General features: G+C 68.4%; 15 protein-coding genes. 1 reads left to right on the forward strand and 14 read right to left on the reverse strand.

Translation table 11 applies throughout. The features are described 5' to 3' along the window. Positions 1–75: 75 nt before the first annotated feature. The 3 genes from LCE31_RS12240 to LCE31_RS12250 all read right to left on the reverse strand — a co-directional run bounded on the left by LCE31_RS12240 (position 76) and on the right by LCE31_RS12250 (position 8,658). Positions 76–2,337, reverse strand: a complete 2,262-nt coding sequence (locus tag LCE31_RS12240; protein ID WP_225014234.1) for a Swt1 family HEPN domain-containing protein — start codon at positions 2,335–2,337, stop codon at positions 76–78. 97 nt (positions 2,338–2,434) lie between these two features. Next, the gene (locus LCE31_RS12245) at positions 2,435–5,203 is read right to left on the reverse strand and encodes a DUF1156 domain-containing protein (RefSeq protein WP_225014235.1); all 2,769 of its coding nucleotides are present in this window, start codon (positions 5,201–5,203) and stop codon (positions 2,435–2,437) included. Further along, complete coding sequence (locus LCE31_RS12250) at positions 5,200–8,658, reverse strand: helicase-related protein (protein ID WP_225014236.1); 3,459 nt, start codon at positions 8,656–8,658, stop codon at positions 5,200–5,202. Before LCE31_RS12250 ends, LCE31_RS12245 begins: the two co-directional genes overlap by 4 nt. 561 nt (positions 8,659–9,219) lie before the next feature. On the opposite strand from LCE31_RS12250, the gene LCE31_RS12255 reads away from it, so the two are divergent. Continuing rightward, positions 9,220–10,155 carry a phosphotransferase gene (locus tag LCE31_RS12255; RefSeq protein WP_225014237.1) on the forward strand — a complete coding sequence of 312 codons (936 nt, stop codon included), beginning with the start codon at positions 9,220–9,222 and terminating at the stop codon, positions 10,153–10,155. A gap of 34 nt (positions 10,156–10,189) precedes the next feature. Here LCE31_RS12255 and LCE31_RS12260 read toward each other — a convergent pair whose 3' ends face one another. From LCE31_RS12260 to LCE31_RS40820, 11 genes are all read right to left on the reverse strand, one after another. Further along, on the reverse strand, positions 10,190–10,474 hold the full coding sequence (locus tag LCE31_RS12260) for a PTS glucose/sucrose transporter subunit IIB (protein WP_308042243.1): 285 nt from the start codon (positions 10,472–10,474) through the stop codon (positions 10,190–10,192). After that, positions 10,471–10,869: a hypothetical protein gene (locus LCE31_RS12265; RefSeq protein WP_225014238.1), complete on the reverse strand. Its 399-nt coding sequence runs from the start codon at positions 10,867–10,869 to the stop codon at positions 10,471–10,473. The genes LCE31_RS12260 and LCE31_RS12265 overlap by 4 nt, the downstream gene beginning before the upstream one ends. Further along, positions 10,866–11,501, reverse strand: coding sequence for an AAA family ATPase (locus LCE31_RS12270; RefSeq protein WP_225014239.1), 636 nt, complete (start codon positions 11,499–11,501; stop codon positions 10,866–10,868). The genes LCE31_RS12265 and LCE31_RS12270 overlap by 4 nt, the downstream gene beginning before the upstream one ends. Continuing rightward, positions 11,498–13,627 (reverse strand): phosphotransferase, encoded by a 2,130-nt coding sequence (locus LCE31_RS12275; RefSeq protein ID WP_225014240.1) that lies wholly within the window; start codon positions 13,625–13,627, stop codon positions 11,498–11,500. Before LCE31_RS12275 ends, LCE31_RS12270 begins: the two co-directional genes overlap by 4 nt. Further along, positions 13,620–15,245, reverse strand: coding sequence for a carbamoyltransferase family protein (locus tag LCE31_RS12280; RefSeq protein ID WP_225014241.1), 1,626 nt, complete (start codon positions 15,243–15,245; stop codon positions 13,620–13,622). Before LCE31_RS12280 ends, LCE31_RS12275 begins: the two co-directional genes overlap by 8 nt. Continuing rightward, positions 15,238–16,170 (reverse strand): glycosyltransferase family 2 protein, encoded by a 933-nt coding sequence (locus LCE31_RS12285; protein ID WP_225014242.1) that lies wholly within the window; start codon positions 16,168–16,170, stop codon positions 15,238–15,240. The genes LCE31_RS12280 and LCE31_RS12285 overlap by 8 nt, the downstream gene beginning before the upstream one ends. 234 nt (positions 16,171–16,404) lie before the next feature. Then, positions 16,405–16,983 carry an ATP-binding protein gene (locus LCE31_RS12290; protein WP_225014243.1) on the reverse strand — a complete coding sequence of 193 codons (579 nt, stop codon included), beginning with the start codon at positions 16,981–16,983 and terminating at the stop codon, positions 16,405–16,407. 89 nt (positions 16,984–17,072) lie between these two features. After that, a complete protein-coding gene (locus tag LCE31_RS12295; RefSeq protein ID WP_225014244.1) occupies positions 17,073–17,636 on the reverse strand; it encodes a flavoprotein in 564 nt (187 codons plus the stop codon). Continuing rightward, positions 17,633–18,868, reverse strand: coding sequence for a helix-turn-helix domain-containing protein (locus LCE31_RS12300; RefSeq protein ID WP_225014245.1), 1,236 nt, complete (start codon positions 18,866–18,868; stop codon positions 17,633–17,635). The genes LCE31_RS12295 and LCE31_RS12300 overlap by 4 nt, the downstream gene beginning before the upstream one ends. Positions 18,869–19,540: 672 nt before the next feature. Beyond that, on the reverse strand, positions 19,541–21,217 hold the full coding sequence (locus LCE31_RS12305) for a relaxase/mobilization nuclease domain-containing protein (protein WP_225014246.1): 1,677 nt from the start codon (positions 21,215–21,217) through the stop codon (positions 19,541–19,543). Next, complete coding sequence (locus LCE31_RS40820) at positions 21,207–21,731, reverse strand: MobC family plasmid mobilization relaxosome protein (protein ID WP_225014247.1); 525 nt, start codon at positions 21,729–21,731, stop codon at positions 21,207–21,209. Before LCE31_RS40820 ends, LCE31_RS12305 begins: the two co-directional genes overlap by 11 nt. Between the last annotated feature and the right edge of the window lie 672 nt (positions 21,732–22,403).

Genomic DNA, 22,403 nt, shown 5'->3' on the forward strand with positions numbered 1-22,403 from the left:
CCCCCCTGTACCGGGGGCCGTGTCTGCGGCCGCGCCGGGGTTCCGCCGCCCGCCCGCGAGGTATTCCGAGGCGGGTCATTCTTCTTGTGTTTTGGGGGGGGGGGGGGGGGGCCCCCCCCCCACCAGCCGTACCTCGTCGGTGTCGGGGATGTCTGCGGTGTGCTGCGAGGCCACGTGGACTCCGGAGAAGTCGCCAGTGCGGCGCTGGGTGGGTGCCAGGCGACGGACGAGTTCGGCCCAGACGTCCTCGGGACGCTCGACCAGCCGGTCCGCCTCGTCCTTGGCGATCCGGGAGACGCTGGCCTGGGTGTCGTACCAGTAGCGTTCCCCCTCGGAGTAGAGGTAGGTGGAGCGGTCGGCCAGGGTATTCAGGGCAGTGCGGAAGTTCCCCATACTGTCGCCGGGCATGGCCATCCCGAGGCGGACGTGCGGCTCGTCCAGACCCTTCGTCGCGGCCTTCAGCGTGGCGGCCGAACCCATGAACAGCGTGCGGGCGATGCGCCGGGTCATGGCGCGCTCCCCGAGGAAGGTTTTCTCCTGGTCGATCTGGAGCGGGGTGGAGTTCACACCGTCCACATCGGTGTCCAGAATGGGCTTCCACCGGTCCTCGAGGTAGTGAGTCAGCTCGCCGGCCACACGCTGGTCGTTGAGCGGGATGTCACCCGGCATGATCATCGCGCTCTGGTTGCCGTCCCGCCACAGCGCGTGGATGACGGCGCTCATCAGTCGAAGCACGCCGCGGGTGCGTTGGAAGCGCTCGAGCGTGGACCAGTCCTCATACAGCCGGGCGAACAGCTCGGGGTGGATCGGGTAGGTGGACTTCAGGCGGTTCTCGTACTCGGTGCCGTCCACACCGGAAGGGAAGTCTCGCTTCTGTCCGGCGTAGAACTGGGTGAACAGCCTCGCCACCTTATTGATCTCAGCCTGCGCGCCGCCGCTTGGCGACTCGAACAGGCGGCGGCGCACAATCTCGAAGGACTCATCGGCCTTCGCGGGCCGCCAAGGCTCGGCCTTGCGATGGATGACGCGCTGCAGCCGGTCCAGGGCCTGCTGTCCGGCCGGGCCGCCCACCTCGTTCTCGTCAGCGGCGACGGTGCCGTCGTCGGAAGCCGGGATGGAGACGATAAGCTGCGCCCCCGAAACGGCCTCCACGACTTCGGTGAGGGTCTGGGCAAAGGTGAAGTGAGTCTCGAATGACCCCCCGGGCAGTCCCTCGGCGTCGAAGAGCTGCCGCGCATAGGCGACCCACTCGTCAATGAGAATTAGGCACGGGGCGTATGCGGCGACGAGGTCGTGGAGGGCCGCGCCCGGATTGGTTCCGGAGCGGTCGGCCTCAGCGACGATGTCGTACCCAATGCGGCCGCCGAGCTGCCAGGCCAGCTCACCCCATAGGGTGCAGACCCGGGTGCCGTCGGCCTTGACATCCGGTTGCCCCGGGCTGATGTGGGTGCCGACCAGGACCACGCGGCGCACCGGCTCCTTCGGCAGGCCCGAGTCAGTTCCGGCGATCAGCTCGTGCATCTCCTGCGGCAGCTGCTGTGGCTGCACATCTGGGGCGAACAGGTGATATAGGGCCAGCATCGAGTGTGTCTTCCCGCCACCGAAGTTGGTCTGCAAGTTGAACGTCGGCGGGGCGTTGTCGTCGCCGGATATCCGCCGGATCGACTTGGCGAGCAGCTCCCGCAGGCCGTCGGTGAGGTAGGTGCGCTGGAAGAACTCGACCGGGTCGGTGTACTCGGGGGCGCCCTCGCCCTGGGCGACCTGGGCGAGGTTGGCGGCGAACTCGGAGGCGTTGAAGTCGCCTCGGGCGACATCCTCGTGCGGGGTGAGGACGGAGCGCCAGGGCTTGAGGCCATCCGCCGCCACAGCCGGGGCAGCGGCGGCCTCGCGGGCGGCACGCTTGGTCTCCGCCTCGATCACGGCCCGCTGGTGCTCCAGGCGGGAGCGGCGCACCTGCTCGATGAGGTCCTTGTGGGCGCCGACCGCGGTCAGCAGCCGCTCGGCGGTGTCCAGGGCGCGGCCGGCGTCGTCGGAGTTGAAGGGCTCGTTATGCGCCCACTTGTTACGGGTGTCGTTCAACTCGCCGACGTAGTTGCGGGCCGCCGGCGGCAGGACGTGGCGGAAGTAGGACGCCCAGTTCCGCAGCATGGTCTGCAAAAGGAACTGCGGATCTTGCTTGGAGGCCAGGCTGAAATCGCCCTCGCGGGCCGTCGCGACGGCGTCGTCGAACCAGCGCTCGCCCTGCCGCCTGGTCATCTCCCGCTCCACGAGCGGGAGCAGCCCCTGTGGGAGCAGCTCGATCATCCGGCCTATCCGGTCACGGTTGCTCAATGCCATGGTGCTTGCCGTCCTGCCTGTTCTGTCCGTCGCGTCCCCGCCGTGCGTGGCGTCGTCGTTCTGCACGTGCCCCTCCCCCCTCGCCTTGCGGCGATCGTCAGAACAACTGGTCCTCTTCGTCTTCATCGCTGCTGCGGAAGGACATCTGCGATGAAGAAGCCGTGCCTCGTTTCTCCGCCGCACGCCCCGCGATCTGCAGGTCGGGCCAGGAGCTGACGAGGTTGTTGAACCGCCGCCCGCTTTCCGACCAGCCATTGCGCTCGCAGATGCTGTAGAGCAGGTAGGCAAGCTCCTTTACCGCGTCATCGTTGACCCTGGTACGGGCACGAGCGAGCAGTTCTCCCGCCGCATCGACGCCGGATCCGGCGCCCTTGCCGTCGAGCACGCGTGACAGGTGCATGGCCGCTTCCCAAACAGAGCTGCGGTGGTCGGTCTCGGGGTCGTATGAGGTGGGCATCGCCTCGGGCTTGAGGAGCTCGGCCTTGTTGGCACGGGCTTTGACCACGCCGACGTCTTCCAAGCCGGACAAAGAAGTGTTGAGCGCGTTGGCGAGAAGTTCCGCCTCACCGAAGGGCCCCTGTTCCCACTGCCGCTGTTCGAACCACTTGATGCACCAACGGGTATCGGTGTCGAAGTCGCCCTCCTGTTCAGAGAGCACTTCACCAAGAACCTCGTTGATCATCGAGAGGGCAGACCGCACTCGCATCGGGGCGCCATCCGGTTCGGTGACCTTCGCGTAGCGGGAGAAGATCGCCATGCCCGGGCCGATCGCAGCCTGGGCCAGGTCCACGGCTGGGATCGAACTCCGCCGGAGTGGTTTGAGTGCCTCCGGCAGCTCCCGGCGCAAGGCAGAAAGGAAGCCGCGGCGGTCAGTCGATGCGGCGTTCTCTGCTCGGGGACGACAAACCATAATGACGTAGGAGGCAAGTGCATTGGCGCCTTGGCCGACCTGGCGGGTGCTGTTGGTCGCGTGCAACGGCCAGGTGCCCACGACACCTATGCCCGCGGCCAACATTGCTTCGAGGAGCGCATCCCACGCGGAGGAGGACAGCTCGCCATCCTTGGTCTCTTCCTGGCGGTGCGCGTAGATCACCACAAGTGGGAGATCGACGCGTGACGCCCGTTTCAGGGAGGAGAAGACTTCCACGAAGCCATCGATGAAGTACTGACGTGCCTTCTCGGCACCGCCCTGACGGTGGGGATTGGCAATTAGTTCCTCAGCCTTGGGGGTGGCCATCGTGCCGAAAAGGTCTGGATGTATCCGGCCAGCAGCGCGACGCAGCCAGACGTAGAAGTAGTCGCTCAAGTCCGCATAGTTGATCTGAGCGAAGTACGGGGGGTCGGTGGCTATGAGGGCGCTGCCAGACGGGAGCAGGGAGCCGGCTTTGCGGGCATCGGCTTGAACTGCGCGACCGGCTTTAACTTCACGCGGTAGCGCCTTGAAGCCACCGAGAATACTGTTGACCTGCACCTTCCAACCCCCGACCGACCCTCCGAAGGGATTAGCCTCGGCGAAATCCCAGAGCATGGGAATCGCCTGTCGTCCGAAACCTGGCTCAGCCTTCGCCGCGCCATTTCGCGAATCCAGACGCCACCGGGTCTGTGAAGAGTTGGACTGGGCCATCTTACTGACGCAGACAGCCAGCACTGAAGCTATTACGGCGGCCTGGTCGGCGTCGCCACCATCGCGGGTGACCCATCCCGGCACATCTGCCACCGTATCGGCAAACGCGCCGAGCATGTGGAGTTGTCGAGGAGTGTAGATGTCGGCCTGACGCCGGAGCCCGTAAAGTTGCGTTCGGAAGTCCCTTGTGTTTCCAGGAAACTCCAACTCCGGGATTTCGATCGGTACAGGTATCTCAGCCGCCGACGAATGCTGTATTTCGGGGATGAATCGTCGCCCGGATCCGTCATCCACAGCCACGGCCATCAACTGGAGGCTCATCTGTCCCGCCACCCCACGTTGACGGATGTATTTCTCCTCAACGTCGGTCCCACATGTCGGGCAAGTGAACTTCCCACCCCTGCCGATGCGCTTGGTAGCTTCCGGGACGTCCTTGCTCGTCCCCTCACCGATCTCAAAGCGCACACGGCCGTTTTCCGTGATCGGCCGCAGCCAAGCCTCGCGGCCCTTCTGCTTACTCAGCCACGGCGAGCTATACAGCGGAATCGGTATGCCGCAGGCGGGATTGGCGCACGGAACGGTCCGCGCCCACAGCCAGGCAACGACGTCCGCGCCGTCAACGGTCTCGTACAGATCGCCGACCTGCTGCTTGATCTTCTCCTCCACCAAGCTCGCGTAGTGCCGCACATTCGCGAGCAGTCCGGCCATCGGGTCGTCAGCAACGCCCGAGATGCCCTGGTCTGGGCCCGACACTGCGGGCTTGCCCAGCACTGCGGGTACGAGCTGGGTCTCTAGGCGTGTGACCAGGGCAGGGACCGGGTTCAGGTCGCTCGCGAGCGTGGGGAATCCCAGTCGCTGGGCCTCCACGAGCGTCGAGCCGCCGCCGCAGAACGGGTCCAGGACCGTTGGCAGCTCCTGCTCCTGCTCGTCCAGTACCGCACGAGCCTTCTTGAGTGCCTCTGCCGATGGCGCTGTGCCATTGGCGGGCACCAGGCCTTCGATGATCCGCAGTAGTTCGGCCCGCTTCTCCTCGTTCTCCGGGTCGTCCACGGTGGCGGCGAACAGCAGGGCACGCCACGCCGGGGTGGGCATGGGGGCGAACCACTTGTGGATGTTCTTGATGGTGCCGACCTTGCGGTCCTTGTCCGCCTTGCTGGCCCTGCTGATCGCCTCTAGGGGCAGGGCCACCTCGATGAGCTTCCGCCGTTGCGGTGTCGCGTTGTCCTCGTTCACGGCGCTCACAGCGGAGCCCCTCCCTTGTTCCATGCGTCCTGCCAGTTCAGGACGATGCCCTCGGTTTTCAGGTCGCCGAATTCGGTATCGGTGAAGGCGTCGACCAGGTAACGCAGTTCATCGTGCTCGGGGCCATCGGGGTGGACAGTCACGATCACGAGGCGGTGCTGGTCGCCGCGGTTCTTGGCGACGAGCACTTCGTTGCGGCTGACGTAGAAATCCTGTGCGCCGACTCGGCGTCCCTTGACCTCGATATGGACGAGGTGGCCGTCCTGGGTCAGCGAGCGGATGTCGTAGCCGGGGTTGTTGTGTGCCATCTCCTCGGGGAGGCGCCCGAGTTCCTTCTCGGCTTGGAGCACTGCGGCGACGGCTCGCCGGTCGGTTTCATAGCCGTCGCTCGCCTGCATCGGTGCCAGGTCGCATCCATCAGCGGCGCCCAGGGCCTTTGCGATCCAGCCGACCGGGACCACCAGGGCGCAGCCAGCGACGACGGGGGGCAGGGGTTGGAGGGCGGCGTCCTTGTCCAGTTCCTCTAGGCGCTTGGTGCGCCGGTGCTCCAGTTCCTCGGCCCAACTCCGAGCCTTTTCGGGACGGTGACGCACCCGTTTGCCTTCGGCGAGGTCTTGCTCCAGCTTCCCGGCCTGGGCGTACCAATAGTTGATCTCGTGCTTGAGGCGTTGTTCGACCTGGGCCCGAGTGCGTGCCACCGCCGGAAGGAGGCGTTCGCGTACCTGGCGCAGGTGCTCGGGCAGCGCTTCACGGATGGCCCAGTCCAAGGCGGGGGCTTCGCCGCCGGCGCGTAGCCAGGCCTGGTCGAGCAGTGTCTCGGCGGCTTCTGCCTCGGCTGGGGTCGGGGGGCGGTAGTCCAGGTACGGTGCGGGTCCGGCGTTCCTCGCGGTGCCATCGGGCAGCAGTTCGGTGAAGGCGAAGGCCCGGTCGGCGATGCGGCGGTGCCCGTCGAGGACCTCCTGGGCCAGGGCCACCAGCAGCCGGGGCTGGTCACCCGCGTCGGATGCGTCGACAAGCACGGCGCCGCGGGTGAGTAGGTCGGCGTGCTGGGCGATGACATGGTCGAGGACGGCGTCGAAGAGCGGGTGACCGGGGGCGATGAGGTCGGCGCGTGGCTTACCGGGCACGTTGATACGTCCGCGGTCGAAGCAGACCCGCTCGTACTTGCGCTGCACTACGCCGCCGAGACCGACAATCCGGCCGGGGTCGCGCAGGGCGGCCGATACGTGTGTGATCTCGAAGCGGCCGGCCTCCCGGGGCATCAGCCGACCGCCGGTGCGGTCGAAGGCATCCCGGAAGAACGCCTGCACATAGTGCGGGTGCAGACGGCGGGCCTGGGCCTCTTCCATCCGAAGACGGATTGCGTCGACGTCTTCCAAGCCCATGACCTGCGCGTCGAGCGCCAGCCCCTTGATCAACTCAACGGCGCGCTCGCCGACCTGGGCGTCGATGACCTCATCGAGCTGTGCCTTGACCTCGGGCCGGTCGCCATAGCGGATGGCGCGCATGAGCAGCTCGCGCAGCGGTTCTCCGTCGAAGATTTCCCCGAGGACGTTGTAGACCTTGCCGTCGTAAGCCTTGCTCTGCTGCTCGATCTTGTCCAACAGCCGCTGGAAGACCTGACCCTCCCGGGTGTTGTCGGCGACCAGGTTCCACAGGTGGCAGACCTCCGTCTGGCCGATCCGGTGGATGCGACCGAAGCGCTGCTCAATGCGGTTGGGGTTCCACGGCAGGTCGTAATTCACCATGAGGTGGGCGCGCTGCAGGTTCAGGCCCTCACCGGCAGCGTCGGTAGCCAGGAGCACGCGCACGTCCGGGTCCTGATTGAATTGGTCGCGTATCGCGCGCCGCTGCTCGCGCGGGGTGCCTCCGTGGATAGCCACTACTGCGTCGGCGCGACCGATCAGGGCACGAACCCTGCGGGCCAGGTACTGCAGGGTGTCGCGGTGCTCGGTGAACACTATGAGCTTGCGCGGGCGGCCGTCGGCATCGCGCATGTGGGGGTTGTCCTGGAGCAGGCCCGACAGCTCCCGCCATTTACGGTCCTCGCCCAGCGCCAGCACGCCCGAGGCGAACTGCTCCAACTCCAACAGCCGCTGGATCTCCTGCTCCAGCTCGGCCACAGTGAGCGCGGCAGAGGCGGCGTCGACGACCTGTTCCTCCACCTCCTCCAGCTCCGCCCCAGTCAGGTCGTCGAGCTCGGCGTCCAGGCTCTGACCGTCGTCCCCGCTCAGGGCACTCAGCGCGGTGTCGCCGGACGGCTGGGTCGGGCTGCTGCCCGCGTCCAGGTCGGAGGGATGCCGTGTGGAGAGCAGCTCCGAGCGCTTGGCCTCCAGACGCCGGCGGCGGCGCTCCAGGGACTTCCAGATGGCCTCGGGGCTGGAGGCCAGGCGGCGCTGCAGCACCGTGAGGGCAAAGCCGACCTGATTGCCGCGGCGGCCATCGAGCCGCTCAGCGCGATTCATCTCCTCCCGGACGTACTGGGTGACCTGCTCGTACAGCTCCTGCTCGCCCGGCGACAGCTCATAGGGGACGGTGTAGGCGCGGCGTTCGGGGAACAACTTCTTGCCGTCGAAGGTGAGCAGGTCCTCCTTAACCATGCGGCGCATCAAGCCGGATGCGTCGTGCTGGTGCACCCCGTTGCGGTACTTGCCGGCGAAGCGGTCACCGTCGAGCAGGGCCATGAACAGCTGGAAGTCCTCCTCCTTGCCCGCGTGCGGGGTGGCGGTCATGAGCAGTAGGTGCCGGGTGACCTGGCCGAGGAGGCGGCCGAGCTCGTAGCGTTTGGTGGCCTTCAGTTCGGCGCCGAAGTAATGGGCGCTCATGCGGTGCGCCTCGTCCACCACCACTAGGTCCCAGCTGGACTCGGTGAGGCGACGCTGCAGCTCCTCGGACCGGGAAAGGGCATCCATGCGGGCGATGAGGCGGGGGTGCTTGTCGAAGACGTTCGCGTCGACGGTGGCGTCCACCAACTGCTTCGAGAGCAGCGCGAAATCCAGGCCGAACTTCTCCAGCAGCTCGTCCTGCCACTGTTCGACCAGGCCGCCCGGGGCGACGATCAGGCAGCGCTCCAGGTCGCCCCGCAGAGCCAGTTCCTTGATGTAGAGCCCCGCCATGATCGTCTTTCCGGCGCCGGGGTCATCGGCGAGCAGGAAGCGCAGCGGGGTGCGGGGCAGCAGCTCGTTGTAGACGGCTTGTATCTGGTGCGGCAGGGGATCGAGCAGGCTCGTGGAGACCGCGAGCATCGCGTCGCCGCGGGCAGCCATGCGGATTCGTATCGCTTCCGCGGCGAGACGGAACAACTCAGGATCGGCGTCGAAGCCTCGGCTGCCTGGTGCTGCACCTACGGTCAGATCGGTGTCCCGATCGGCATAGAGGATGGTCTCCTCGACTGCACCGTTCGAACGCCGGTACGTGAGGCGGGCTGCGGAATCCCCGTGCATATGCACTGCCACCACTGCGACGTCAGCCCCGGGGACTACCCCACCGACTGTCATCCCCGGAGCCAAGTCCGTGAGAAGGAGACTACGAGCATGCGTCACGACGAGCCCCCCGGCCAACACGACGTGCAGTTAGATCTGATGACTATCAGTCAGTTCAAAATAGCATAGGCTCGGCAAATTTGATCTTGAACGCCGAACGGGCCGCTGATGCTGACGGATTGTGACCATCGGCCTCCTGGTTGAGTTGAAGAATCACTTTCCGTGCGTGTATGTGGCTGTCTTGACTCAACCGGCAGCCCAGCAGGAAAGATAGATGGTTGCCTCAGCACTCTGTAGAGGCCGTCGGGAGCCGGGGTGCACGGTTGCGATCTGAACCTCGTCGGCAGCAGGTCCCTTGCTGCCGTCCGGATGAAGGCCGCACCGAGCGCCCACCTACGCCGGGCAAACGGTCTCAGAACGGCCTGTGCACTCAGCGACTCTCGAAAGTGATCTGGGCGCGCACTTACAGCCTATCGGCGGGGAGTCTCTCAAAGCCGAGCAGCTCAGTTCTCGGCTTCGACGAGAGGAGCGTGGATGCGTGCCCGTACTGAGACTCGAATTGCATGGCAAGACCTTCCGGCCGCAGTTCGCGGTGAGATTACGGGCCGTCTCTGCGCTCCGGTGGTTCGGGCCGAGACACAGGGTGGCGGTTTCACTGCTGGTCTGGCTGCTCGGCTTCTTCTCGGCGACGGTCGGCGGGTGTTCGTGAAGGGGATACCTACCGGGCATCCGCTCGCCGGGATGTACGAGCAGGAGGCCGCCGTCGCCGCGGCAGTTCCGTCCGGCTTCTCCTCGCCGGCGTTGCTGTGGTCGGGCCGGTTCGAGGACTGGGTTCTGCTGCTGTTCGATGACGTCGACGGGCGTCATCCCAGCCTGGCTCCGGGGTCCGCCGATCTCCCTGGCGTTCTCGCCACCGTGGCGTCCATGGGGGAGGTGCTGTCACCGTGCCCGTATGGGGCTGCCCGGCCGGTTGCCGAGGCGATGGCGCGGGTCTCGAACTGCTGGCGAACGTTGGCTGCTGACCCCCCGAGTGATCTGTCTGCGTGGTGCGTTCGGCATCTTCCGGGCTTGGTCGAGATGGAGACCCGGTGGATGAGCGTGGCTGAGGGCGACACCCTTCTGCACGCTGATCTTCGGCCGGACAACATGGTGCGCGAGCACGCAAGCGGTGTAATCCACGTCGTCGACTGGGCGTTCGGGTATCGCGGTGCCGCATGGTTCGACATCGCCTGGCTCGTTCCGTACCTGATCATGGAGGGGCACTCGCCGGTCTCGGCGGAGCAGACCCTGGCTGGGATTCCCGCGTGGAGGTCGGCGGATCCCGACGCGGTCACGGCCCTGGCGATATCGGTCGCTGGGCACTGGGAGTTGGCGCGCCGCCGCCCGTCCAGGCCGCGGCTGCGGGCCTACCAGAAGCGGGAGGCCCTGGCAGCGCTGGCCTGGACGGCGTTTCGTACGGGCTGGCGCTGACGATTTCGCCATGCCCGGGTCGGCGGGGCACGGGTTACGGGTTGGCGAGGAGCTGTTCGAGGGCCGCGGCGAGGGGGACGACGGCAGCTGGACCGACCACGAGCTGGAGGGTGTCGCGCTCCAGCACTCCCAAGACGGCGGGATGGTCTCGTAGAGCAGCGTCGTCGACACCGGCTCGGTCGGCGAGGGTGAGCCGTAGCCGTGTCACGCAGTGCGCCAGCGAGGCGATGTTGTCCGCGCCACCGAGCAGGTCGCACAGGATGGCGGCGGTCCGCGTGTACTTGTCCACGGCCTTGCTCTTGTCGGAGGCTGAGGTCATCGGGCACCCCACAGGTAGCGTTCCACGTCGATCTCCGCGTAGGGGATCTCGGACCGGTCGTCCCAGTACGCCTTGCCGACCTCGTGCGCGATGAGCGACCGGAGGCGCAGGTGGGAGTCGAGCCACGTTCCAGGCCGGCGCCACCGTGACCATTCCTCGGGCGCGGCATGCTGCAGTTCGCCGTGGAAGCGGTCCAGCGCCTTCCGCCACCTGTGAAGGACGTCTGTCGGCACTGCTTGTGCATCGTGCTGTTCCGCTTGGGCGAGGAAGCGCCGTATCTCTTCGGTCGTGGCGCGCAGTCCGCCTGCCGCCGCTGAGGCGGTGGTGTCGTGGGGCGGGGCGGCCAGGGCGGTCAGGAGGCGGCGGGTTGTCGCCGCTCGGGGGCGGTGCGTCATACAGCCTCCGGTGATCGGCTGGTCGGTGATTGGAGCGATGGGAGCCGGCGGCTGAGGAGGGACTGCAATATGTCGAGCAGGATCGGCCAGCCGGAGACGTTGGTGACGTCGAGTGTGGTGAAGCTGTCGGAGGGGAGGCACGCGGCGAGGTGGTCCAGGAAGCCGCGGTAGGCGGTGAGGAATTCAGGGTCGAACCACAGGCTGTACCTCTGGTCCTGCGCGAATGCGGCCCGTCGGGTGATAGACGTTCCAGGGTCGGTCACCAGGACCATGGTCGTCAGGTCTCGGTGCGGGCGTACCAGGTCGAGGTTGTGGCACAGGGCCAGTGCGTGCTCGAAGTCGCTGTGCGGTGCGCGATCCGTGGCCGCCATCGCGTACCGGTAGGCCAAGACCCCGATGTGGCCTCGATCGGAGGCGAGGAGCCGGTCGGGGTGTGTCTGCGCCAAGCGCCGGGCGGCGTCCAGGCGCTCCCGTGCCGTGCCGAGGAGGTGCTGCGCTGTCTCGGCATCCGTTGAGCTGCCCTCTGGTGGCTGCGCCTCGGGGAGGACCACGAGGTGGTCGGGTAACGCGGTGCGGAGCCGGTGGAGCAACGTGGTCTTGCCCGCGCCTGGCATGCCGTCCAGAACGATCACAACGTGGGACTCCCTTCGGATTCCAGGGCGTCCAGGACGCTGGGGGCGAGGGCGGTGATCTGGTCGGCGAGCTCCGTGTCGATCTCGACGGCCCATTGCAGGACCCAGCGGAAGTAGCGGGCGGTGTGCCACAGCAGGTGCCGGGTGTCCACGCTTGAGGGGGGGCCCAGTCGGGCGTTCTCGGCCTCGTATGCGGCGATGGCGACGGCTGCTTCGCGGCCGTCGATCAGGCAGTTCTGGACGTACAGGTTGGTGAGGTCTTCGTACACGCAGCCCACGCCGCAGCCTTCGAAGTCGATCACGCCGGGCGGTAGGCCAGGGGCGATCAGGAGGTTGCGTGCGGAGTAGTCGCCGTGCACGAAACCCGTGACGCACGCGGCCTGTTGGGTGGCCGCGGTGCTGGTCAGGACAGCGGACAACCGGGCTCGAACGGGGTGGGAGTCCTCGTCCAGGGGCCGGATGTTGCGTCCAAACTTCGGCAGCTCGGTGAGAGCGTCGGCGGGCAGGGCGCGCAGACGGGCGGCGACTTCGCCGAGTGTCCTCGTCTCCTCCTGGTCGTGAATGTCGCCGGGAGCGGTGCCCTCCAGGCGGGTGGCGGCCACCCACGAGAGAGCGCCTTCAACATCGTCGTGGCCGTGGACTTCGGGCACGCGCAGGTCGGGGACTTGTCCGGCGAGCTGGAGGCCGAGGATTTCCCGGCGGGCCCGTTCGGCGGGCCGGTGCGTGTAGATCTTGAGGACGGCTGTCTTGGCGAGGAAGACCATGGACCGTCCGCCGTAGCCGACGATGGCAGCCTGGTCGAAGACCGTGTCGAGCGCGGATTCGGCGGCGTGGCGGGCGCAGTCGATCTCGCTCGCCAGCCGTGCCAGCACCGGGTGCTCGTTGCCGGTTGCGGGTTCAGGCGTTTCGCCCATGGTGGTTTCCTCTCGTGTTCGCCATTCGTGCAGCCAGTATGGTGTCCGGCCTGCCAGTTCCCGGATGCCACCCGACCCGGCGGACGGTGCTGCCGCCGGGCCTGCAGCACCGCGGACGGATTGGTAGGCGTGCAGTGCCAGCTGGGCGGCTGCGGCCCAGGAGAACTCGGTTTCGATCAGCCGGCGTCCGGCGGTGCCCAGCTCTCGCCGCAAGGTTGCGTCGTCTTGCAGGCGGGTCACCAGCGTCGGGATGTCCTCCATGGAGGGGGCGGTGGAGACCAGTGCGAATGCTCCTGGGTCAGGGAGCCCGGCGAACGCCTCGGCTGTGCCGACGACCGGCAGGCCGGCGGCCATGTACTGGAGCACCTTCAGTTTCATCCCGCCGCCGGAGTCCAGCGGGGCCAAACCGACCGAAGCGGTCGACAGTGCGGACGGAAGATCGGGTACGGGTCCGTGCAGCCGGATGGTGGCTCCGGTGCCGAGGGGGCGTAAGGCCCGTGGGTACCGGCCGTACACGTCGACGATTCCGCCTCGTACAGCCAGCGCGGGGGCGAGCCGGGTTCGGAGGTAGGTGGCTGCGCGGGCGTTCGGCTCGTAGTGCAGGTTGCCGACGAACGCTGCCGAGCCTGGGGATTCCCGCTTGTGCAGTGGGGCTGGGCCGGGTTCCACGCCGCAGGGGACGACGTGCACCGCCGCGGCCCGCAGAGCGGTCGCGAGGTGGGCATCACGGCTGGTGAAGGCGACGACGGCATCGGATGCAGCCACGGCGGCGGCCTGGAGCACCGCTGCTTGGCGGCATTCCCACTCCCCGCTGCCGATCGTCCGGGCGACGGCGGCCTCGTCGTCGTGCATCTCGTACACGAGGGCAGCGTCGGCGGCGTCGGCGAGGACTCGTCCGTAGCGGACGGTGAGTTGGGTGTTCGACATCACCAGCACGTCGGGAGCGAGGTCCTTCACGTGCTCGATCAGCCGGCCGGTGCCCTCGTAGACAGCCTCGTACGGCAGGTAGCGGACCGGGAACGGCCAGTCGAGGGTCGGGCGGGAGCGGGGGTTGAGGTCGCAGAGCAGGAGTGTGACCTCGGGTCCGGCCTCCGCGAGGTGCTGGTTCAGATGCAGCGTACGGGTGGCCGCACCGGTCAGGGGGAGGGAGCGCTGGAATCCGGCACTGTCGAAGAGTACGGCGACGCGGAGCCTACGACGGGGTTCAGACATCGGTCTTCACCGCGATGAAGCCGCTGCTGAAGACCAGAGCGTCCAGGCCGGTGCGGCAGAAGGTGGCCACCGCGTGCGCCGGGGTCTCCACGATCGGCTCGCTGTCGTTGAAGGAGGTGTTGAGTACGACGGGTACGCCGGTGAGCTCCTCGAACCTCGTGATCAGCCGGTGGAAGGCCGGATGGGCAGTCGGGTCGACGGTCTGGACGCGTGCTGTTCCGTCCACGTGGGTGACAGCGCCGAGCCGGTTCCGGTACTGAGCCCGGACCCGTGGGGCGAAGAGCATGTAGGGGCTGTCCTGGTCGACTTCGAACCACGTGTCGGCGAACTCGCCCAGCACCGCTGGAGCGAAGGGGCGGAAGAACTCCCGGTGCTTGATCCGCGTGTTCAGCACGTCCCTCGTCGCCTCCTGTCGCGGGTCGGCGAGGATGCTGCGGGACCCGAGGGCGCGGGCACCGAGTTCACTGCCGCCGTCGAACCAGCCGATCAGCTTTCCCTGCGCGATCAGTTCAGCCGCCGCGGCAGCCGGGTCCGACTCGCGTCGGTAGGCGAACGGGCGGTGGGGGTGCCGCTCGGTCAGGCCGGAGAAGGGGTGCCTGCGCAGGGCCAGAAGGACTTCGTCGTCGGTGTAGGTGCGGCCGAAGGAGTCCCGCCCGGTGAGCGGCAGACTCGGCACCGTGCCGGTGAGCCGGTGGATGCCGTGGAAAGCGTTCCCGATGGCCTGGCCGCGGTCGGATGCCGGCGGCGGCACGAACAGGTCGGCGCCGGTCCGACGGCGGATCGCCTCGTTGGCGACGCAGTTCATCGCGACCCCGCCGGCAAGGCAGACGGTGGTTTGCCGGTGTTCGGCCAGCAGGTGGGTGATGACGTCGGTGAGTGCGTCCTCGGTCTGTTCCTGTGCCCAGGCAGCAAGGTCCCGGGCCCGGGGCTCCGACCAGGCGTGCGGCCTGCCGAGGTCGAGGCCGGCGGCAGCCGCGAACTCCGCCAGGCCTCGGTCGTGAGTGCGTTCCAGGCGGCCTTCGACCTGGGCGTCGACGACATCGAAGAGCGGGAGGCCGACGGCCTTGGGGTCGCCGTAGGAGGCGAGGGCCATGGTCTTGCCCGACTCCTGCCCGTCGAAGCCGAGCCAGTTCGTCACCGCCTCGTACGTAGCTCCGATTCCGCCCGCCCGGGGCCTACCGGCACGGTTTCCGCCCACCCGGACCAGCCCCGAGGGGGAGGCGAGGAAGTAGCTCTCCGTCTGGTGATCGTTTCCCGATCCGTCCGCGACCACGACCAGCGCCTCGTCGGCGCCCGACAGGCAGAACGCCCCGTAGGCGTGGGAGAGGTGGTGGTCGACCGACTCGATCCTGCGAGCGTCCACGCCGTACCGCTGAAGACCGCCGGTGAATCCGCGCTCCAAGCGTGGCCCGACGCACGAGAACACCACGATGCCGACGTCCGCCAGGGTGACGTCGGCGGCGTCCAGGCAGTATGCGAGGGCGGCCTGCCAGCCGCCGCTGTAACGGGTGCGGTTCAGCCGTTCCTCCGCGATCGCTACGACCTGGTTCCCGGACACGATCGCGCACCCGCCGTCGTGCCCGAGGTTCAGCCCTACCGCTATCGGTTGCTCAGCCATGGAAGTTGGCTCCCTTCGCTGCGGACTTCTCCGCGCCGGCGGTATGTGCGTTCAGACCGGCCGATGTGGCGAGCCGGAGTCGTTCGGTGCGCAGTCCCACAACCCGTGCGATATCCGCCATCGCGCCCCGCCGACCGGTACGGCTCCGCAGGCGGGCGGGGGCGAGAGCGTCACGCAGCCGGTAGCTGTCGTAGATGTCCGAACCGGGATGGAGAGCCAGCAGCCGCGCCATCGAAGCGCCGTGCCACAGAGCACGAGCCCACAGGGCTCCCGCTGTCAGATCGGCCGGATGGATCGCTCGGTGGACCACGGCATCGGGCACGACGACCACACGACGCCCGCCGGCCTGCGCTCGGACGGTGAACTCCAGCTCCTCACAGCTGAGATGGCGCCGACCGGTCACGCCGAGCCGTGTGTCGAACTGCGGTAGCGGGCTTCTGCGGATGGCCAGGTTGCATCCGACAGCCCAGTACGGGGCCGTGAGTTCCGTGGTGAGCTCCGGCCATACGGGTGGCACGAACAGCTGGAGCACATCCGGTGCTACTGCGATGGCCCCGCCGGTGAAGTACGGGACGACCCTGCCGGCTGCGCAGTAGGCCCCTGTCGCCTCCAGCGCTGAGGCCATCCTCCGTACCCAGTCCGGTTCAGGACGGGCATCGGGATCGGTGATCAGCACCACTTCCCCGTGCGCCTGACGGATGCCGGCGTTGCGTGCCCGTGACAGGCCGGGCCGCGCCTCGTGAACGACCCGGCACGGCATCGGTCCCAGCCGATACGCCCCCGGGGGCAGGACTGGCACGGGATGGTTGTCCACCACGACCAACTCAACGTCCTCGGCCCGATGGTCCTGTGCTCGGACTGCCCTGGCCAGGCTGCCGAGAGCGCCTGTATTGCCCCGTACCGCGACCACGATGCTCACTTGCATTGCTCGTCCTCCGCTGTCGATGGAGTGCCGGGTGGTGCCGCTGATGTGTTTCCTGGGGTGTGCTGGACGCGGATGCGTTCGCGTACTGGGGAGGGCGCGGTGTGGCGGTGGACCCTGTCGCGAGCGGCTGCCTCAAAGCACAGTCGCTCGAAGGTGCGCATCGCGGGCAGCGCATTGCGTGCGTGCGTCCTCGGCGTGTGGCCTCGCGGTTGGCCCGCGGGAGGAGGACCCGATTCATGCCGCTCGGCCTTGGAGCGAGAGCGAGGCCCATACGGTCTTCCGGCCGCGGGTACCGTGCCGGCATCCCCATCGCTCGGCCAGTGCCCGCACGAGGATCAGGCCGCGCCCGCCTTCGTCGTCCTCGGCGGTCTGCCGTACGGCGGGGCGCTCGCCGTTGTCGTCCGTGACTTCCAGCACCGCGAGGCCGTCCGAGACTGTGAACACGACCGTCACGCAGGTCGGTTCTCCGTACTGGACGGCATTGGCGACCAGCTCGGTCGCGATCAGCCCCATGTCGTCGGCGATCTCCGGGATGCCCCACAGATGGAGAGCGGCGACGATCGCGTGCCGTACGTGGGGCACGAGGTGCAGGTGCGGGGCGACAGCCACGCACATCGGCCGCCCGAGCCGGATCACGGTGGGCCTTGTTGTCTCGGTGCGGGGCATTGCGGTCGCCGGTGGCTGTGCGCCCGAGCGTCGCCGGACCAGGGCAGAGCGGTCGGCGCCATCGACGGCCCCGAACGGGCTGGGCCGCTGGGTGCGCTGGTCCACCTGCGTGGTTTCCGTGCTGGCCTGCTCGCGCGTCTCCGGCATGGCAGATAGCTTCAACGCCTCATGGATAGAGGACCCGGACAGTTTGTCCTGGTCCTCTATCCATGCAGGTCAGCGGAGTTGACGGAACGTCAGCCAGCAGCCGTGTCAATCGCGTCCAGTACCGCGGCCCATGGCAGATCCCGCCCGGCGGGCGCCGCGCGGGGCTCGTACAAGGGCCAGATGTCCGGGCCGTAGACGAGGTGGACGTCTGCCTCCCGCAGTACGGCGAGATGGTGCCGCCAGGCGGGGTGGCGGGCGTGGGCGGCGTTCACTCGGGGAAAGACGACAATGGGTAGCCCCAGGGTGCCGATGGCTTCTCCCACCTGTGTCAGGGCCTGGTTGTCGGCGATGCCCGTCGCGAGTTTGGCGACCGTGTTGGCGCTGGCTGGGGCGACGACGTAGCAGTCCACTTTCGGGTGTGGGCTTGCCTCGCCGGGCAGCCGCGGCTCGTCCCGTACCGGTATGCCGGTCAGCCTCTCCAGCCGGTCGACCTCGCCGCTCATGCGCAGCCAACGCCCCGCAGTGGGCGTGAGCGTGACGGCGACCTGCCACCCGCCGGCCATGGCCGGTTCCACGAGCCCGGTGCGAAGGGCCTCGATGCCGCCGGCGCTGCTGCCCACTACCCCGAGGACTCCGCGCTTCTTCGTACTCACTGCACCGCCCTGCATCGTTGAGCCATCATGAACAACTCCGACGAACGAGCGCTGCCCGTGACGGGGGACTGCTTGATCAGGTCGCGCAGCGTGTCTCGCACACGGGGATTGTTCCGTACGAGCTGCGGCGACGCGCGTTCAGCCGTACGCAGTTCCTCGAACGCGCTGTCCCCCTGACGCGCCAGCGACAGTGCACGGGCGTAGTCAATGCGGTGCGAGACGCCTCGCTCCGTGGGCATGTGGTCCACGTCGATCTGGCCGTGTTCCACGACGTAGGAGACGTTGTCGAGGTCCAGCTCCGCCGACAGGCGGTGCAGCACGACATTCGTCGGGCCGAAGCCCGTCTGCCAGTGATTCCCATCCGAACCCAGCTGGCTGGCGAGCACTTCGGCGCGGTTCAGGAGGCTCGTCGCCGTAGATCGGTCCTGATGGCGCGCGGCTGCGATCGCTGCCCGGAGATGAATCATGCCGAGCAGGCTGAGGGCGGCTGGATCGTGCTCGGCGACACGGGTCGCCAACCACGCCGACGCCGTGTCGGCGAGTTCCATCGCGTCGTCGTACCGGCCGTTGGCGAGCAGTGCGTGCGTGCCGGACCGGGCTGCGGACGCCAGTACCAGCGGGTCGTCCGACTCGTCGGCCGCCCGCATGGCCCGTTCGGCGGCGAGCCACGAGATGTCGGATTCGCCGATCTTGGCGAGCGCCGTGGCGGCCAGGTGGTGAACCCGGGCGGAGACGGCCCAGCAGTCCCGGCGGTCAGCGTCGGAACGGGCTGCGCGGTCCTCCAGCTCCCGGGCGGTCTGAAGCAGGCCAGGCAGCGCGGCGATCACCCTGCCCAGCCGGCCCTCCTGGTAGTCGTTCCATGTCTCTTCCACGAGCTGTGCGGCAGGGCCGGGGCTCGGCAGCTGCGCTTCGGCCGCGGCTCCGAACAGCAGCCGGGACAGACGACGCGGGCTCATCAACGCGTCCCGCACGGCCGGGACATCGTCCTGTTGCCTTTCGTCCTCCATGAGCACGGGCTGGCCGACCAATTCCCCTAGCGGTACCCGGAGTACCCGTGCCAGTTCGGCAAGCATGTCGATACGCGGGGGCTTGCGCCGACCCGACTCGGCCTTGGCCAGCCAGTCCGTGCTGCGACCGACGAGCCCGGCCAGTACCTGCTGCGTGTAGCCGCGGCGCTTGCGGTGGAACGCGATCCGCTCGCCGATGCTCAGGTGATCTCCGAGACCACGCATACGTACTGCCTCCCATGAAGTAGGGGCCTCGCCCACGATAGCGACGCGAGAACAAGACGGATCGCCCCAGCCGATCCGTCCGTCCCTCGACGCAGGGTGGGACAAGGGCGTGCCACAGGCACGGACGATCTGTCCGGGGGCGGAACGGCAGTCTCAAGTAGCCCGGTTCCGGGCACTCTGTGTGCCCAGTCCATGGCAAAATGCGACAGTCGGCCGGGCGTATCCGGCTAATACCACCAGTTCTGCGGGGATTCATGCATTGTCGTATCGCCTTGACTGTGTTACTTGCCCTGCACGTGAGGGGGGACGCACTGTGCGTCTGAACTGGCGTATCCCACTTCCAGGCCCGTTCTCAGTCAGCGGCCATGTCGGCGGCAGGTCACCCCGTAGCAGGTCGAGCAACAGCGGGGGACGGGGCTGCACCGCAGGTGGGTTCATGTTGATCGGATATCTGCTTCTGGGCGAGCTGTGGCTGTGCTGGTGGGCCTTCAAGTCGTTCTATATCGCTGGGGTACTGGTGCATAGAAAGGTGACCCGTCAGGAGACTCCGATCTGGCGCTCCCGTAACGGTTGGTGGTGAGACTCGGACCTGGGGCGGACGAGGTGTACGCCCCGCGAGCACTGGGCATGCGGCCGTGACGAGGGGCCGAAGGGGCAGACGGGTGCGCCGAGTCAGCGGGTGCGGCGGCGCGCATCATTCGCCGATTCCGGCAGGGCTGTGGTTCCGGTTGGAGGATGTCCTGCCTCGGACTGGGTGGGCGTGTGCCGGCGGGTGCTGCGGGTCTGGGCAGCGCGGGTGCGCTGGTTGATGCGGTCGGTGGTGTTGGTGCGCAGGCGCCAGATGAGGACTTCGGCGGGGTGGTCGGCGGTGTCGAGTTCTCGTTGTTCGGTGAGGATCCGCTCGGCGTGGTCGGGCACGGCGGCCTGGACGGTGGCGGCGAGGCGGCGGGCCTCGTCGGGTCCGGGGGTGCGTTCGGCGAGGTGTGCGAGCGTGGGCCGGGCGGCGTGCTGGTAGGCGGTCCGCAGGTAGACGAGTGTCTGCTGGGCTGCTGCTGCCTGTTGCTGGTGCCCGTGCTGTTCGTGCCAGCGGGCCAGGGCGATCGCTACGAAGACGGCGGTGCTGAGCAGCGTGGTCACGGCGTCGCCGTCCTTGCCGCCGAGGCCGCGGATCAGTTCCTTTCCGGCTTGCCGTAGTGCGTAGGCGCTTTGGTGGTCTGCGCGGATCGCGGAGCGGTTGGCTCGGTCGAATGCGACGGCTGCTGTGTGGAGTTCGGTTCGGAGGGTTTTCGGGGCGGTGGCTGCGGTGTTGTGGAGCAGTTCGGCGAATGCCGCTGCCTGGGCCTGAACCCGGGCGTCCGCTTCCTCTCCGGCCGGTTCGTCGTGGAGGAAGGCGTAGGTGGTGCGCAGTTCGGCCTCGGCCCGTCGCCAGGCCTCACCGCTGCCGCCGCGGCCGTGATTCATGGCTCGGGCCGGCAACGTGGCCTCGTGGTTGGTGGGGGTGAGGCGTTCGCGGAGCCTGCCGAGGGAGAGGTCGGGCGCGAGGGCGGATCCGCTGTAGAAGACGGGTTCGCCTTTGCTATCGGTGTCGCCGGGGGCGGCGAGGCTGTAGCCGGTCTTCTCGCCGGTCTTAGGGCCGATCCGGTGCCGGACGTTGACGCCGAGCGCGGTGAGGACGGCGAAGTACTCGTCCTCGTCAGTGGCGGCTGCCGCGGCAGCGTAGGCGTGTTCGCGCAGCCACTGGCGTGCGGTCTGGTGGCGGCCTTGGCGTTCGGCCTCGGCCACTTCCGCCCCAGTCGGGGTCTTCGGTGCCGTCCCGTCACCGGACTTCAGGCGCCGCAGTCCGAGTTCGGCCTCGATGCGGCGGCACTCCGCCTGGGCTCGCTGCCCGTCGCGTTTGTTGCGGGGGCGGCGGCCGTCTTCGCGGACGCTGGTGGCCATGATGTGGATGTGGTCGTCTGCGTGGCGGACGGCGATCCAGCGGCAGGCGGTGTCGTCGCCGTGTTCGGCGATGCCGGTGGCGTGGACGATGCGGCGGGCGACCTCGCCCCACTCGTCATCGGTGAGGTAACGATCGCCAGGTGCCGTGCGGACGGGGCAGTGCCACACGTGCTGCGGCACCTTCTTGCCCAGCCGCTGTTCGCGTAGCTTCACCGGCTGGTCGAGGTAGTCGGCCAGTTCGCTGAGGGTGTTGTGGTGTTGGTCGAGGGGCACGCGGCCGGGGTCGTTGATGCCGGGCATGGCGAACGCCGCGACGATGTGCGGGTCGGTGTGCTCGTTACGGCGGCCAGGGCCGAAGAGGTAGGACAAGAGCCCCCGGCTGCGGTCGCCGGTAGACACGTCAGGCACCACGGCGATCACCGCCGGCCAGGGTCTGGTCCAGCAGCAGGCGGGCGCGCTCGGCGACCTGGTGCAGCTCGTCGAGGATCTCCTCGGCTCGGTCGGGCAGTTCTCCCTGGTGGATGGCACGGACGAGCTGGTTGAGGTTGTTGCCGATGCGGCCGAACTCCCGGATCAGCCTGCCGAAGAGAACCATCAGATCCTGGGTGGCCTGTGGGGACGGGAGTGGGGCGACGCCTTCGGGACGGCGGTCGGACAGGTAGGCGTGGGCGAAGGTGAGGGCGCAGTCCATGAGGTAGGCCGAGCGGGAGCGCTTCGCTTTACCGGCGGCGAGGTCGATGAAGTCGCGCTCCGCCGGTTCGGCCGAGCAGGTCAGTTGCAGAGTGCGCTTGATCCCGGAGCGGGGCCGGTAGAGCACCTCGCTCAGGCGCCGACGGCGCTCGGCGCCGGGTGTGACATCGGCGTGAGCAGGGACAGGGACATCGTCGGCGGCGACACCGTGGTGCATGAACACGTCGGTGTCCACGGTCGGCGCGAGGCGTACGGCGGCATCTGCGGTTGGCTCGCTCGGTTCGGCGGACGGCTGCTTGTCCTCCTGGAGGCCGCGCTCGGCCTCCCTCCCTGCCTCGGCCCCCCCCCCCGGGGGGGGGGCCGGGGGGGGGCCCCCCCCGGGGGGGGGGCCCCCCCCCCCCCCCCCCCCCCGGGGGGGGGGGGGGGGGGGGGGGCCCCCCCGCGCCGCGCGGCCCCCCCCCGCGCCCCCCCCCCCCCCCCCCCCCCGGGGGGTGGCCCCCCCGCCCCAGCTCGCTCCGCTGTCGGATGGAGGGCGCCCCCGTCAAAGCCCCAGTCGGGCATGGGCGGTTGGGCTGCTGTGAGGCTGCGTGGCGGTGCGGACTTGACGGGCTTGATCTTGCGGGAGAAGGGGTTACGGCTCACGGGAAGTTGAGGGCTCCTGCCTGGGCGTGGTCTGGGGAGGCCGGGAAGAGTGTCCGGGGATTCGACGGCTTGGCCCGGCCGCGCATCTCCGGTAATGGACCGGAAGAGGGCGCTGCCCGGAATCGGTTCGGTTCCGGGCAGCACCATGAGGCGAAAGTCAGTCGGGGGGGGGGGGGGGGGGGGGGGGGGGGGGGGGCCGCCCCCCCCCCCCCCCCCGCGGGGGGGGGGCGCGGGGGGGGGCCGGGGGGGGCCCCCGGGGCCGGGG

This window comes from Streptomyces sp. 8L, from assembly GCF_020176795.1.
In the GTDB taxonomy this organism is placed as follows: domain Bacteria; phylum Actinomycetota; class Actinomycetes; order Streptomycetales; family Streptomycetaceae; genus Streptomyces.